At 68.4% G+C, this 13293-nt stretch carries 14 protein-coding genes; 12 read left to right on the top strand and 2 right to left on the bottom strand.

Annotated features, from left to right (window positions below):
- Positions 1 to 15: 15 nt before the first annotated feature.
- Genes H563_RS0107150 through H563_RS0107160 form a run of 3 tightly spaced genes read left to right on the top strand, consistent with a single transcriptional unit; the run spans position 16 to position 3166 of the window.
- A complete protein-coding gene (locus tag H563_RS0107150) occupies positions 16 to 1335 on the top strand; it encodes an ABC transporter substrate-binding protein (protein WP_027479207.1) in 1320 nt (439 codons plus the stop codon).
- Positions 1332 to 2309 carry a carbohydrate ABC transporter permease gene (locus tag H563_RS0107155; RefSeq protein WP_022881923.1) on the top strand — a complete coding sequence of 326 codons (978 nt, stop codon included), beginning with the start codon at positions 1332 to 1334 and terminating at the stop codon, positions 2307 to 2309. The genes H563_RS0107150 and H563_RS0107155 overlap by 4 nt, the downstream gene beginning before the upstream one ends.
- Entirely contained in the window at positions 2306 to 3166 is an 861-nt protein-coding gene (locus H563_RS0107160; RefSeq protein WP_022881924.1) for a carbohydrate ABC transporter permease, read from the top strand. The genes H563_RS0107155 and H563_RS0107160 overlap by 4 nt, the downstream gene beginning before the upstream one ends.
- A 3-nt stretch (positions 3167 to 3169) precedes the next feature.
- On the opposite strand, the gene H563_RS0107165 is transcribed toward H563_RS0107160, so the two are convergent.
- Positions 3170 to 4003 (bottom strand): aldo/keto reductase, encoded by an 834-nt coding sequence (locus H563_RS0107165; protein WP_022881925.1) that lies wholly within the window; start codon positions 4001 to 4003, stop codon positions 3170 to 3172.
- 200 nt (positions 4004 to 4203) lie between these two features.
- Between H563_RS0107165 and rpsF the strand changes: the two genes are divergently transcribed.
- From rpsF to dnaB, 5 genes are all read left to right on the top strand, one after another.
- Entirely contained in the window at positions 4204 to 4566 is a 363-nt protein-coding gene (gene rpsF / locus H563_RS0107170) for a 30S ribosomal protein S6 (RefSeq protein ID WP_022881926.1), read from the top strand.
- A 4-nt stretch (positions 4567 to 4570) separates the two neighbouring features.
- Entirely contained in the window at positions 4571 to 5077 is a 507-nt protein-coding gene (locus tag H563_RS0107175) for a single-stranded DNA-binding protein (RefSeq protein WP_022881927.1), read from the top strand.
- Between the two features lie 34 nt (positions 5078 to 5111).
- The gene (gene rpsR / locus H563_RS0107180) at positions 5112 to 5375 is read left to right on the top strand and encodes a 30S ribosomal protein S18 (protein ID WP_022881928.1); all 264 of its coding nucleotides are present in this window, start codon (positions 5112 to 5114) and stop codon (positions 5373 to 5375) included.
- 10 nt (positions 5376 to 5385) lie between these two features.
- Entirely contained in the window at positions 5386 to 5838 is a 453-nt protein-coding gene (rplI, locus tag H563_RS0107185) for a 50S ribosomal protein L9 (protein ID WP_022881929.1), read from the top strand.
- A gap of 439 nt (positions 5839 to 6277) precedes the next feature.
- A complete protein-coding gene (gene dnaB, locus H563_RS0107190) occupies positions 6278 to 7678 on the top strand; it encodes a replicative DNA helicase (RefSeq protein ID WP_022881930.1) in 1401 nt (466 codons plus the stop codon).
- A gap of 64 nt (positions 7679 to 7742) precedes the next feature.
- Here the strand turns inward: dnaB and H563_RS0107195 are convergent, their stop codons facing one another.
- Positions 7743 to 8321, bottom strand: coding sequence for a TetR/AcrR family transcriptional regulator (locus H563_RS0107195; protein ID WP_022881931.1), 579 nt, complete (start codon positions 8319 to 8321; stop codon positions 7743 to 7745).
- Between the two features lie 122 nt (positions 8322 to 8443).
- On the opposite strand from H563_RS0107195, the gene H563_RS0107200 reads away from it, so the two are divergent.
- The 4 genes from H563_RS0107200 to H563_RS15470 all read left to right on the top strand — a co-directional run bounded on the left by H563_RS0107200 (position 8444) and on the right by H563_RS15470 (position 13221).
- Positions 8444 to 9178, top strand: coding sequence for an SDR family NAD(P)-dependent oxidoreductase (locus tag H563_RS0107200; protein ID WP_022881932.1), 735 nt, complete (start codon positions 8444 to 8446; stop codon positions 9176 to 9178).
- A gap of 35 nt (positions 9179 to 9213) precedes the next feature.
- Positions 9214 to 9837 (top strand): NADPH-dependent F420 reductase, encoded by a 624-nt coding sequence (locus H563_RS0107205; protein WP_022881933.1) that lies wholly within the window; start codon positions 9214 to 9216, stop codon positions 9835 to 9837.
- A gap of 100 nt (positions 9838 to 9937) precedes the next feature.
- Complete coding sequence (locus H563_RS0107210) at positions 9938 to 10690, top strand: HAD family hydrolase (RefSeq protein ID WP_022881934.1); 753 nt, start codon at positions 9938 to 9940, stop codon at positions 10688 to 10690.
- Positions 10687 to 13221 carry a glycoside hydrolase family 65 protein gene (locus H563_RS15470; protein ID WP_022881935.1) on the top strand — a complete coding sequence of 845 codons (2535 nt, stop codon included), beginning with the start codon at positions 10687 to 10689 and terminating at the stop codon, positions 13219 to 13221. Before H563_RS0107210 ends, H563_RS15470 begins: the two co-directional genes overlap by 4 nt.
- Positions 13222 to 13293 lie beyond the last annotated feature (72 nt).

Below are 13293 nucleotides of genomic sequence, written 5' to 3' on the forward strand. Positions count from 1 at the left end.
ACGGAGGGGCTATCAATGGAGATAAGCCGCCGACGACTGCTCGGCCTTGCCGGAGCAGGCGCCGCAGCCGCAATCACCGGGGTGCTTGCCGGATGCTCGAGCACGCTGCCCGAACCGGACGTCGCGGCCGCGGGATTCGGGGCGCGGGCCCGCGGCACCGTGTCGGTCTGGTCTCGCTCGGCCACTCAGACCGGGATGCAGACGATCATCGACCGGTTCCACAAGGTCCAGAGCGCGATCCGGGTGCAACTCACCCCCGTGCTCGACGCCGAGTACGTGACCAAGCTGGCGACGGCGATCCGCGGCGGCGAGGTGCCGGACCTCGTCGACATGGACGACATCAACTCGTCCTTGTTCATCTATCGCGACACCTTCACGGACTTGACCCCGCTCGTCGACGAACTGCCGTACCGCGACAAGCTCTCGCCCGGTCACCTGTCGCTGGCATCGCTGGGGAAGAAGGTGTACGGCGTCCCGTTCCTCGCCGACAACTCCCTGCTCTGGTTGAACACCGAGTTGTTCGACAGAGCCGGCGTCGACCCGGATGAGGCCACCCAGTCCCTCGAGACGCTGCAGGAAGCGCTGCCGAAGCTCACCTCGGCGAAGGACGGCATCTACGCGTGGACCTTCCCCGGCAACGGCCAGGGGGCGCTCGGCTTCACCTTCCTCCCGCACCTGTGGGCTCAGAATGCGGACGTCTTCCGCGGTGAAATCGGATCACAGACCGGGTTCATCGAGAAGAACGACAAACTTCGGACGACCCTCGAGTTCTTCCGTCGGATGTGGCGCAACAAGTGGGCGCCGCCGAGTTGCTACGCCGATGCCGCCACGCACTGGGGAAGCGACTTCCTCGCCGGGAAGATCGCGATCTTCCCAGGCAACTTCGCCGTGATCAAGGCGGCGCCGAAGGCCATGGCCGCGAAGCTCAAGCCCGTGGTCATCCCCGGCCCGACGGGCGGTCGCTGCTTCTTCGACGGCGGTGACAACCTGTGCATGCCCCGTGGCGCCAAGAACCCGTCGGCGGCCTGGGAGTTCGCGAAGTTCGCGCTCGAGACAGCCCAGCAGCAGAGCTTGCCCGACGGAGGCTATACGCCGATCCGGAGCGATGCCGATACGGCGGCATTCCGCGCGAAGTATCCGCTCGATACGACGCCGCTGGAGCACCTCGACCTCGGCTACGCGCCGCGAACTCTCGCCTACAACCTCGCCATCAACCAGGCGGACGGCCCGTTCCTCGCCATGTTCCGGAAGGCGGTGTTCGACGGAGACGTCGACGGCGCCCTCAGTGACGGCCAGGCGGGCTTCGACAGACTCTTGAAGGAGACCCAGGCATGACCGCCGTCAGCAGCCGCCCCGAGCCTGCGTTGCGCAGGCCGGCGCGTCCCGTCACGCACCTCCGCCCGACCGGGCGCAGGCGAGGCCCACTCACCCATCCCGGCGGCACCGGACTGGCGCTCGTGCTTCCGGTCGTCGCCTTCGTGGCGGTGTTCGTGCTCGCACCCCTGGTAGTCGCGGTGTACATCTCGCTCACCGACTTCCCGCTGATCGGCTCGTACCGCTTCATCGGGCTGACGAACTATCTGTCGGCGCTGACCGACCCTGCGTTCGGGCACGCGCTGCTCTACACGCTGATCTACACCGCCATCGTGACCGTGCCGATCCTGGTGCTCGGGTACGTCCTCGCGGTGCTGGTGCGAAGGCGGCGCCGGGGCAGCACGGTGCTGCGCACCATCCTCTTCGTCCCCTACGTCGTCGGGCTCACCACGCTCAGCTTCTTTCTCGTGCTGGAGGCTCAGCCCGGATCCGGGGCGGTGAACATCGTGTTGCGCGCGCTGCACATCACCGACGGGCAGACCGCGTGGCTCGTTTCGGGGCCACTGGCAACCGGGCTGATCTGTGTGCTCGTGGTCTGGGCGGCGAGCGGCCTGACCATGGTGCTGCTCATGTCGGGCATGCAGGGGATTCCCGCCGACGTCTACGAGTCTGCGGCCATGGACGGCGCGACGTGGTGGCAGGCGGAGCGGCAGATCACCATTCCGATGGTGCGCCGCACCATCGCGCTCAGCCTGATCATTTCGGTGATCGGGTCGTTCCTCGCCTTCAACCAGTTCTTCATCCTGACGGCCGGCGGCCCGGGCGCCGCCACGACGACGGCCGTGCTGCAGATCTACAACAAGGCGTTCGTCCAGCTGCAGCTCGGAGCGGCGAGCGCCGAGTCGATCCTGCTGATCATCGTCACCGGCATCATCACGGCGGTGCAGTTCTGGCTGCTACGCGATCGTGACGACGCGAAGGGAGCGCGCGCATGACCGCCATCACCGTCTCGGGCCGTCGGGAGTCGGGTGCGAAGATCGCGCTGTACGTCGCGGGCTTCGTCCTCTCCGTCATCGTGTTCGCCGCTCCGCTGCTGTTCGCGCTGTTCCGCGCGTTCCAGCCGGCACAGGTCATCGAGAACCCGCCGGATGGGTCGACCTTCTTCCACCTCACCTGGCAGAACTTCGCCCATCTGGGCTCCGAGGCGCACCTCGGGGAAGCCATCCTGAACTCGGCCATCGTGGCGGTCGTCACCGCCGTGCTGACGGCGGTGCTCTCGACCCTCGCCGGCTACGGCTTCGCGAAGTTCCGCTTCCGCGTCTCGAACTGGCTGTTCGGGCTGATCGTGCTGACAATGATGGTGCCGTTCCAGGCGATCCTGACGCCGCTCTACCTCGAGCTCAACAGCATGCATCTGACCAACAGCCTGCTCGGCCTGATCCTCTTCTACACGACGGTCAACCTGCCGTTCGGTGTGTTCGTGATGCGGAATGCGTTCGAGTCGATCCCGCCGGAGTTGGAGGACTCGGGTTTCGTCGACGGCGCCGGCACCACACGGATGCTGCTCTCGGTGCTGCGCCCGTTGATCCTTCCCGGTGCAGCGACGGCGGCGCTCTACGCGTTCCTGGCGTCGTGGACGGAGTTCCTCGGCGCGCTCACCTTCCTGACCAACGCGAAGCTCTACACGCTGCCGCTGGCCCTCGTCAACGTGCAGCAGGGCGCCTACGGTCAGGTCGACTTCGGTCTCCTGGCCGCAGGCGCCGTGGTCGCGATGATCCCCTGCATCGTGCTGTACGTCGGAATGCAGCGCTTCTACGTCGCCGGCCTCGCGAGCGGAGCGGTGAAGGGCTGACCCTTACAGCTCGTCCGGGTGCCCGCCGCGGCGTCCGGCCTCGCCCCGATCGACGGCGGCCAGAGCGGCGAGTTCGGCGTCGTTGAGTTCGAAGCCGAACACGTCGAAGTTCTCGGCCATGCGCTCCTTGCGACTCGACTTCGGGATCACGACGTTGCCGGTCTGCAGGTGCCAGCGCAGAATCGCCTGCGCCGGGGTCACACCGTGCGCCTTCGCGACCTCGAGCAGAGCGGGGGCGGTCGACACCTCGCCGCCGCCAAGCGGGTACCAGGCCTCGGTCGCGATGCCGTGCTCGGCGTGGAACGCCTTGAGCTCGCGCTGCTGGAACTCGACGTGCAGCTCGACCTGGTTCACGGCGGGGGTCACTCCGGTCTCGGCGATGACCTGCTCGAGGTCCTGGATTCGGAAGTTGGAGACGCCGATCGAGGTGGCGAGCCCCTGCTGCTGCAGTTCGATGAGCGACTGCCACGCCTCCAGCGCGTGCCCGCCCTTCGGGTGCGGCCAGTGGATCAGGTACAGGTCGACGTGATCGAGGCCGAGCTTGTCGAGGCTCGTCTTCAGCGCCTCAGAGGCGTGGGTCTGGTCGGAGTTCCAGAGCTTGGTCGTGATGAACAGCTCGTCGCGCCGGATGCCGGAGGAGGCGATCGCGGCGCCCACGCCCTCCTCGTTGCGGTAGATCGCCGCCGTGTCGATGTGACGGTAGCCCACCTCGAACGCGTCCGAGACGACTCGGGTGGCCTCGGCCGGGTCGACGCGGAAGACGCCGAAGCCGAGCTGCGGGATCGCGTTGCCGTCGTTGAGCTTCAGTTCGGGAACAGTCGTGCGTGCGTCGGTCATGTCTCCACGCTAAGACGATTCGAGCGCGCATGGCCATCCGAGTCGGCACCGGAGCCTGCTGCCTTCGGGTTCGCGGATTCCCGGGCCGTCCGCTACGCTATTGAGGTTGTCGTGGTGCGCCATCCGGCCGCCACGGATGCACATACCCTCCTGCTGCGGAAATACCGCAGCCGTTCGAGTCCAGAGGAGGTGGGTTAGTCATGCATCAGTACGAGCTCATGGTGATCCTCGATCCCGAGATCGATGAGCGCACCGTCGCTCCCAGCCTTGACAAGTTCCTCAACGTCGTCCGCAACGACGGCGGGTCGATCGACAAGGTCGACGTCTGGGGCCGTCGCCGTCTCGCCTACGAGATCAACAAGCGCGCCGAGGGCATCTACGCCGTCGTCGACTTCACCGCGAACCCGGCCGCGACCGCCGAGCTGGACCGCCAGCTGAAGCTGTCCGAGGCAGTGCTGCGCACGAAGGTGCTGCGCGCCGAGGAGGCCGTCGCCCGCGTGGCCAAGGTCGAGGCCAAGGCTGAGGCCAAGAAGGCCAAGGCCGCCGAGAAGGTCGGCGCGTAGTCCGATGGCCGGCGAGACCGTCATCACCGTGGTCGGCAACCTGACGGCAGACCCCGAGCTGCGCTACACGCAGAGCGGGCTGGCGGTTGCCAACTTCACCATCGCGTCCACTCCGCGCACCTTCGACCGCCAGGCGAACGAGTGGAAGGACGGCGAAGCCCTCTTCCTCCGCGCCAGCGTCTGGCGCGAGTTCGCCGAGCATGTCGCGGGGTCGCTGAGCAAGGGCTCGCGCGTCATCGCGACCGGCCGCCTCAAGCAGCGCTCCTACGAGACCCAGCAGGGCGAGCGCCGCACCGTGATCGAGCTCGAGGTCGACGAGATCGGCCCGTCGCTGCGTTACGCCACCGCCCAGGTGCAGCGTGCACAGTCGTCCGGCGCCGGCCGCGGCGGCTCGAACTTCGGTGGCAGCGGTGGCGAGGAGCCGTGGGCCCAGGCCGCTCCGGTCGACGCCCCCGCGTCGAACGACCCGTGGTCGACGCCCGGCGGCTACAGCGACGACACCCCCTTCTAAACCCCCTTTTTGATCAACTAAGGAAACTTCAACCATGGCTGGAAAGTCGAGCGGCGACCGCCGCAAGCCGATCCGCAAGGGCAAGGACGGCAAGAACGCCGCCCCGGCGAAGTCCGTGACCGTCGGTGTCATCGACTACAAGGACGTCGCCACCCTGCGCAAGTTCATCTCTGAGCGCGGCAAGATCCGCGCCCGCCGCATCACCGGCGTGTCGGTCCAGGAGCAGCGGCTCATCGCGAAGGCGATCAAGAACGCCCGTGAGATGGCGCTCCTCCCCTACTCCGGCGCCGGCCGCTAAGGAGGACACAATGTCGAAGGTCATTCTCACTCACGAGGTCTCCGGCCTCGGTTCGGCCGGTGATGTCGTCGAGGTCAAGAACGGCTACGCCCGCAACTACCTCGTTCCGCAGGGCTTCGCGACCCCGTGGACCCGCGGCGGCGAGAAGCAGGTCGAGGCCATCAAGGCAGCCCGCTCCGCCCGCGAGCACGCGAGCATCGAAGAGGCGCAGGACCTCAAGTCGAAGCTCGAGGCGAACGTCGTGACCCTGGCGGTCAAGGCGGGCGCCGAGGGACGCCTGTTCGGCTCCGTGAAGCCGGCCGACATCGCCGCCGCGGTCGAGGCCTCCGGCCTCGGCTCGGTCGACAAGCGTCGCGTCGAGCTGACCTCCCCGATCAAGTCGACGGGAGACCACGAGGCGATCGTGAAGCTGCGTGACGACATCGTCGCGACCATCTCGCTGAAGGTGGTTGCGGCCAAGTAGCACCGCAGGCACACTGGCTGTAGCGGCGAGCCCCGGCTCGCCGCTACAAGCATTTAATGGGGCGATTTTCCCCAGCATTTTGCACAGGCAACCTGCCCGAAACATCAACCTTCGACCATCACTCCAAACAACTTTCTACACACAGGGTGGGGAAGAAAAGAAGGCCGGTCAAGCGTGATTTCAGTGCCGAGATTTCTCAGCTCTCCACAGTTATCCACACGCGTTCTGCACACTGCTCCCGGCGTTTCGCACGCTTCCTCCCCAGGGTTTTCCACAGGCCGTGTTGTGACCGGCCGAGACGACTCCCTAGGGTGGCGCAAGGCTTCGCCGACAGGGGCGGCTCGACACCGATGAGGGTGTCGCCGCGGGGATGTCGGCGGCCCATGCGAAGTTGGAACAGGGCGCTTCTGCGCGCCCGAGGAGAACGTGAGGAGTCGGATTGTCGATCGCACACCTGGAGGACCGCCGCGATGATCGCGGGAGCGGCCGTAGCGGCCGCGACGGCGACGCCGGCGCGTATCCGGGTGGGCGCACGCCCCCCTTCGACGAGCTCGCCGAGCAGAGCACGCTGGGCGGCATGCTGCTCAGCAAGGACGCGGTGGCCGACGTCGTCGAGGTGGTGCGGGGGCGCGACTTCTACCTGCCGAAGCACGAGGTCGTCTTCGAGGCGATTCTGCGGCTGTACTCGCACGGCGAGCCGACCGACGTCGTCGCGGTCACGGACGAGTTGATCAAGACCGGCGAGCTGCAGCGGGCCGGCGGCGTCGAGTACCTGCACACGCTCACCAGCGTGGTGCCGACGGCGGCGAACGCCGGGTTCTACGCCGAGATCGTCGCCGAGAAGGCGCTATTGCGCCGCCTCGTGGTCGCCGGCGAGCGCATCGCCCAGATGGGCTACCAGGGTGAGGGCGAGGTGCTCGACCTGGTCAACAACGCCCAGGCCGAGATCTATGACGTGACGGGCACGAACGACAGCGAGGACTACGTTCCCCTGACGCTCGCCATCGAGGCCGCCGCGGAGGAGATCGACGCGGCCAGCCACAAGGACGGCACGATGACCGGCGTGCCCACCGGCTTCGCCGAGCTCGACGAGCTGACCAACGGGCTGCACCCCGGTCAGATGATCGTCGTGGCCGCCCGGCCCGCGATGGGCAAGTCGACCCTGGCGCTCGACTTCGCCAGGGCGGCCGCGCTGAAGCACGACATGCCGACCATCTTCTTCAGCCTCGAGATGGGCCGCAGCGAGATCGCCATGCGCCTGCTCTCCGCGGAAGGGTCTCTGCCGCTGCACGTGTTGCGCAAGGGCCGGCTCGAGCAGCAGGACTGGACCAAGCTCGCCTCCACCCGCGCGCGCATCAACGATGCGCCGCTGTACATCGACGACAGCCCGAACATGACGCTGGTCGAGATCCGCGCGAAGTGCCGGCGGCTCAAGCAGCGCGTCGGGCTCAAGATGGTCGTCATCGACTACCTGCAGCTGATGACGAGCGGCAAGCGGGTCGAGAGCCGTCAGCAGGAGGTCTCCGAGTTCTCGCGCGCGCTCAAGCTGCTCGCCAAGGAGCTGCAGGTGCCGGTCGTGGCGCTGTCGCAGTTGAACCGCGGCCCCGAGCAGCGCACCGACAAGCGGCCGGCGATCAGCGACCTGCGCGAGTCGGGCTCGATCGAGCAGGACGCCGACATGGTGATCCTGCTGCACCGCGAGGACATGTACGACAAAGACAGCCCCCGCGCGGGCGAGGCCGACCTGATCGTCGCCAAGCACCGCAACGGGCCGACGCGCGACGTCGCGGTCGCCTTCCAGGGCGCGTACTCCCGCTTCGCGGACATGGCGCCGATGTAGCGTTCCTCGTTGTAGGGCTTCGGGAAGACTGCGAAAGTCCGGCCGAGACAGCGCGCGTCCGCGCTCAGTCCCGAACCGTCGCGGGGATGGCGGCGTCGATGAGCGCGGTCGCGATCTCGGCAGCGGTGGCGAAGGCATCCGTGCCGAGGACCCGGGTGCGCGCCGCGGCGCCGTCGAGGAGCAGCGCGAGTTGTTCGCCGAGCCGGTCCGGGTTGTCCGCGCCTGCCTCGCGGGCGGCGTCTGCGAGTCGGGTGGCGAAGGCCTTCTTGTAGTCGCGCGCGTAGGTGCGCGCGGGGTGGCTCGGGTCGGAGATTTCAACGGCCGCCTGGATGAACGGGCACAGCGGCGCATGGACGTCGAAGACGGCGAGGAGCCGTTCACGAGGCGTGAGATCGGTGCGGTCGAACACCTCGGGCAGGATGTCCGGGTCGAATCGGTGCAGGTGTTCGGTGATCAGGTCGTCCTTGCCGGCGAAGTGCTGGTAGAGCGTGCGCTTGGACACCTCGGCCGCCGCACAGAGCTGGTCCATGCCGGTGCCGTTGATGCCCTGATCCCGGAACAACTTCTGCGACGCGGTGAGGATGCGCTCACGGGCTCCCCTGCCGCGCCGGCGGCCTTGCGGGCCCTTCTCCAACTCCGTCACGGCTCCATCCTACCCGTGTTTGGTACGAATCGGTGTACTTAGTCTGTTAGCGTAAGCACACTGAGCGGTGTACGTAGCATCGCCATCCGGGTGCCATGGCACCACCGACCCGAAGGAGCAACATGGGAAAGCTGGACGGCAAGGTCGCGGTCATCACCGGCGGCACGAGTGGAATGGCGCTGGCCGGCGCGAAGCTGTTCGTCGACGAGGGCGCGCACGTGTTCATCACGGGCCGCCGCCAGGACGCTCTCGACGAGGCGGTGAGCCGGATCGGCCACGGGGTCACCGGCGTGCAGGGCGATGCCGCGAACCTGGACGACCTGGACCGTCTGTTCGAGACGGTCGAGCGGGAGAAGGGCTCGATCGATGTGCTGTGGGCCAGCGCCGGCGGCGGGGAGGCCGCTGCGCTCGGGGAGATCACCGAGGAGCAGTTCGATCGCACCTTCGGGCTCAACGCGCGCGGCACCTTCTTCACCGTGCAGAAGGCTCTGCGGCTGCTCAACGACAATGCCTCGATCATCATGACCGGATCCAACGCGTCCCTCGGCGCCTTTCCGGGCTGGAGCGTTTACGCCGGCAGCAAGGCCGCCCAGCAGGCGTGGGCGCGCGTGTGGCTCAACGAGTTGCGCGACCGCAGGATCCGCGTCAACGTCCTGACCCCGGGCTCGGTCCTGACCCCGATGCAGGAGGCGGTGCTGGATGAAGGCGCCAAGGCGGCGTTCGAGTCCATCATCCCGCGTCGCCAGATGGGGCGTCCCGAGGAAATCGCCACCGTCGCGCTGTTCCTCGCCTCCGACGACTCCAGCTATGTGAACGGCCTGGAGCTCGTCGCCGACGGCGGCACCACCGCCCTCTGAACCGAACGACACACGAAAAGAGAGTCAGGACCCCCATGAGCAACATCAGCATCATCGGCACCGGCAACATGGCCCGCACCATCGGCGCGCTGGCCGTCAAGGGCGGCAATACCGTCGAAGTGATCGGCCGCGACGCAGCGAAGTCCGCCGCCCTGGCCGAGACGCTCGGCGGTGGAACCACGGTCGGGAGCTTCGGCGCCGCCCCGGCCGGTGACATCGTCATCCTCGCGGTGCTGTTCGAGAGCGCCGTACCGGTGATCCGCAAGTTCGGAGACGGATTGGCCGGCAAGATCATCGTCGACATCACCAACCCGTTCAACGCGACCGGAACGGGGCTGGCCGTCCCACACGACACCTCCATCGCGCAACAGATGGCACAGGCGGCCCCCGCGAGCGCCCACGTCGTGAAGGCCTTCAACACCCTCTTCCGCCATGTTCTGGCGCATGGGGCGCCGGTGGACGTTTTCATGGCGGGCGACGACGCGCAGGCGAAGGCCGGCGTGGCGGCCTTCATCGAGAGCCTCGGTCTGCGCCCGCGCGATACGGGCGACCTGAGCATGGCGCACTGGGTGGAGGGAGCCGGCGTGCTGACCATGGGCCTCGCCCGCTACGGCGTCGGGAACTTCGACTTCTCCCTCGGCGTCAACACCCTCGGTTGAGACCCCGCCGAGCACGAGCGCGCGGTCGAGGCATCCGTCATCGCAACTGTTCACGGTGAAGGGGTGCCCCGGTGGGACACGACTGGGTACAGTGCCCCTTGTGACGACGCCAGAGCTGTTCGCCGGCGTTCGCGCCGCGCTCTTCGACCTCGATGGAGTCCTGACCCCCACAGCGGCCGTGCACCGTGTCGCCTGGTCGAGGCTCTTCACCGAGTACTTCGCGAAGGCCGGGGTGGCGCCCTACACAGAGTCCGACTACTTCGAGTACATCGACGGCAAGCCGCGCTACGACGGGGTGCGCTCGGCGCTCGCCTCGCGCGGGCTCGAGCTGCCCGAGGGCGACCCGTCGGACGGGCCCGACGCCCCCACCGTGTGCGGGCTCGGCAATCGGAAGAACCTCGAGTTCACCCGGATCCTCTCCGAGGAGGGCGTGGAGCCCTACCCCGGATCGATCGAGTTCCTCGACGCGGTCGACGGCAGCGGGATCCCCTCCGCGGTGGTGTCGAGCTCCGCCAACGCGGTCGACGTGCTGCGGGCGGCCGGGCTCCTCGGGCGGTTCGCCGCCGTGGTCGATGGCAAGGTGGCGAAGGAGCACGCGCTCGCCGGCAAGCCGGACCCCGCCACCTTCACGTACGGCGCCGAGCAGCTCGGCGCGCCGGTCGACCGGGCGGTCGTGTTCGAGGACGCCACCTCGGGGGTGGCCGCCGGCCGGGCGGGGGGCTTCATCGTCGTCGGTGTCAACCGGGGCACGGGGCGCGACGCGCTGCTGCAGGCGGGCGCCGACGTGGTCGTCGACGACCTCGGCGAACTGGTGGATGACTGGCGGGCGGCCGCCCGGAAGGAGCACGCATGAGGCGCTCGACGACCGACCCCCTCGACCGCGACCGGTTCCCGGTCGACGAGTGGGCTCTCGTGGAGAGCCAGCTCGACAAGCGCGACCTGGGCCGCACCGAGACGCTGTTCGCCGTCGGCAACGGCTACGTCGGCATGCGGGGCAACTACGAGGAGGCGCGCGAAGGCGTCATGAACGGCACCTTCATCAACGGCTTCCACGAGACCTGGCCGATCCGCCACGCGGAGGACGCGTTCGGCTTCGCCCACGTCGGGCAGACGATCGTGAACGCGCCCGACGCGAAGGTGATCCGCGTGTACGTCGACGACGTGCCGTTCGTGATCGGAGACGCGGAGCTGCTCGACTACGAGCGCCGGCTCGACTTCTCCACCGGCGTGCTGTCGCGCGAGGTCGAATGGCGCACGCCGAAGGGCGCGCGCGTGCAGATCAGCTCGCGCCGGTTCGCGTCGTTCGCCGAGCGGCACCTGGTGGTCATGGAGTACGAGGTCACGGTGGTCGACGCCGAGGCGTCGGTCGTGATCTCGAGCCAGGTGATCAACCGACAGGATCGCAAGGACGAGTACGGCATCGGCTCCGCCGGGGGCGACGCGGCGTTCGACCCGCGCAAGGCCGAGACGTTCACGGACCGGGTGCTGCAGCCGCGGCTGAAGCGCAACAGCGGCGGGCGCAGCGTGCTCGGCTACCGCGCCACCAATTCGCGGATGACGATCGCCTGCGCCGCCGACCACGTGATCGAGACGGCGAACGAGGTGCAGCAGTCGTACGCGCTCGAGGACGACCTGGCCAAGCAGGAGTACCGCATCCACGCGCAGCCGGGGGTGCCCATCCGGCTGACGAAACTGGTGAGCTACCACACGGCCGCGCAGGTGCCGGTGCGGGAGCTGGCCGACCGGTGCGACCGAACCCTCGACCGGGCCCGGGAACGAGGCATCCGTGCCCTGTTCGACGAGCAGAAGGAATGGCTCGACGAGTTCTGGTCGCGCAGCGACCTCGAGATCCTCGGCCAGCCGGCCGTGCAGCAGGCGGTGCGCTGGAACCTCTACCAGCTGGCGCAGGCCTCGGCGCGGGCCGACGGCCTCGGCATCCCGGCGAAGGGGGTGACCGGCTCGGGCTACGGCGGCCACTACTTCTGGGACATGGAGATCTACGTGCTGCCGTTCCTCAGCTACACGAGCCCTGTGGCGGCGCGCAACGCGCTGCGGTTCCGGCACAGCCTGCTCGACGACGCCCGGGCGCGCGCCAACGAGCTGAGTCAGCGCGGCGCGCTGTTCCCGTGGCGCACCATCAACGGGCAGGAGTCGTCGGCGTACTACGCGGCCGGAACCGCGCAGTACCACATCGACGCCGACATCGCCTACGCGCTCGGGCAGTACGTGAACGCGACGGGCGACGAGGCGTTCCTCGAGGGCGACGGGCTCGACATCCTGGTCGAGACGGCGCGGATGTGGGCGGACCTGGGCTTCTGGCGCTACAACGGCGGCGAGATCTTCCACATCCACGGCGTGACCGGGCCGGACGAGTACACGACCGTGGTCAACGACAACCTGTACACGAACGTGATGGCGCGGTGGAACCTGCGCGCCGCCGTGGACGCCATGCGGTCGGTCAGGGAGAAGGACCCGAGCGCCTACCACCGGGCGCTGGCCCGGCTCGGCGTCGAGGAGGCGGAGATCGACGAGTGGGCCAGGGCCGCCGAGGCGATGCACATCCCCTTCGACGAGAACCTCGGCATCCACCCGCAGGACGCGCAGTTCCTCGAGAAGGAGCTCTGGGACCTGCCGAACACGCCGCGGGACAAGCTGCCGCTGATGCTGCACTACCACCCGCTCGTGATCTACCGCTTCCAGGTGCTTAAGCAGGCCGACGTCGTGCTGGCACTCGTGCTGCAGGGCGACCAGTTCACGATGGAGCAGAAGCGCGCCGACTTCGAGTACTACGACCCGCTGACCACCGGCGACTCGACGCTGTCGGCGGTCGCGCAGGCGATCGTCGCCGCCGAGGTCGGCTACAGCGACCTCGCCGTGGACTACTTCCTCGATGCGGTCTACGTCGACCTGGCCGACCTGCACGGAAACGCCGTGGACGGGGTGCACGTCGCCTCCACCGGCGGCGTGTGGAGCACGGTGGTGTGGGGCTTCGGCGGCGTGCGCGACTACGAGGGCGAGCTCACCATGGATCCGCGCCTGCCCACGGACTGGGAGGGCGTGCGCTACCGGCTCACGGTGCGCGGCTCGCGGCTGCGCGTCGAGTTGCGGATGGCGAGCGTGAAGCTCACCGTCGAGGACGGCCCCGGGGTCGATCTCAAGGTGCGGGGCGAAGAGGTGTCGGTGCGGCCCGGATTCCCGGCGCTCATCACGCTGCCCGACCAGGGCCCGATCCGCCGCGGGACGCCGAGCACGAAGAACATCGCCGGCGAGCTGCGGCCCGACGGCTCGGTCATCACCGCGTCGATCCCGACGCTGGCCGCCGACGATGAGCCGCCCACGACGGGAACGCAGCCGGTGCCGGTGCAGACGCACCGACCCGACTGAGGCGGGGCGGCGGTCGCGGCCGCAGGTGTGGTCGGCGCTCGGGGCGGGCGGCGCGGGCCAGGCCGACGAGAA

This window comes from Gryllotalpicola ginsengisoli DSM 22003, from assembly GCF_000419445.1.
Classification (GTDB): Bacteria; Actinomycetota; Actinomycetes; order Actinomycetales; family Microbacteriaceae; genus Gryllotalpicola; species Gryllotalpicola ginsengisoli.

Excerpts from the sequence above, each read along its gene's own strand:
- rpsR (WP_022881928.1), top strand. The coding sequence starts at position 5,112 with ATGGCTGGAAAGTCGAGCGGCGACCGCCGCAAGCCGATCCGCAAGGGC.
- H563_RS0107160 (WP_022881924.1), top strand. The coding sequence starts at position 2,306 with ATGACCGCCATCACCGTCTCGGGCCGTCGGGAGTCGGGTGCGAAGATC.
- H563_RS0107155 (WP_022881923.1), top strand. The coding sequence starts at position 1,332 with ATGACCGCCGTCAGCAGCCGCCCCGAGCCTGCGTTGCGCAGGCCGGCG.
- H563_RS0107150 (WP_027479207.1), top strand. The coding sequence starts at position 16 with ATGGAGATAAGCCGCCGACGACTGCTCGGCCTTGCCGGAGCAGGCGCC.
- H563_RS0107205 (WP_022881933.1), top strand. The coding sequence starts at position 9,214 with ATGAGCAACATCAGCATCATCGGCACCGGCAACATGGCCCGCACCATC.
- H563_RS0107175 (WP_022881927.1), top strand. The coding sequence starts at position 4,571 with ATGGCCGGCGAGACCGTCATCACCGTGGTCGGCAACCTGACGGCAGAC.
- H563_RS0107200 (WP_022881932.1), top strand. The coding sequence starts at position 8,444 with ATGGGAAAGCTGGACGGCAAGGTCGCGGTCATCACCGGCGGCACGAGT.
- H563_RS15470 (WP_022881935.1), top strand. The coding sequence starts at position 10,687 with ATGAGGCGCTCGACGACCGACCCCCTCGACCGCGACCGGTTCCCGGTC.
- rpsF (WP_022881926.1), top strand. The coding sequence starts at position 4,204 with ATGCATCAGTACGAGCTCATGGTGATCCTCGATCCCGAGATCGATGAG.
- rplI (WP_022881929.1), top strand. The coding sequence starts at position 5,386 with ATGTCGAAGGTCATTCTCACTCACGAGGTCTCCGGCCTCGGTTCGGCC.
- H563_RS0107165 (WP_022881925.1), bottom strand. The coding sequence starts at position 4,003 with ATGACCGACGCACGCACGACTGTTCCCGAACTGAAGCTCAACGACGGC.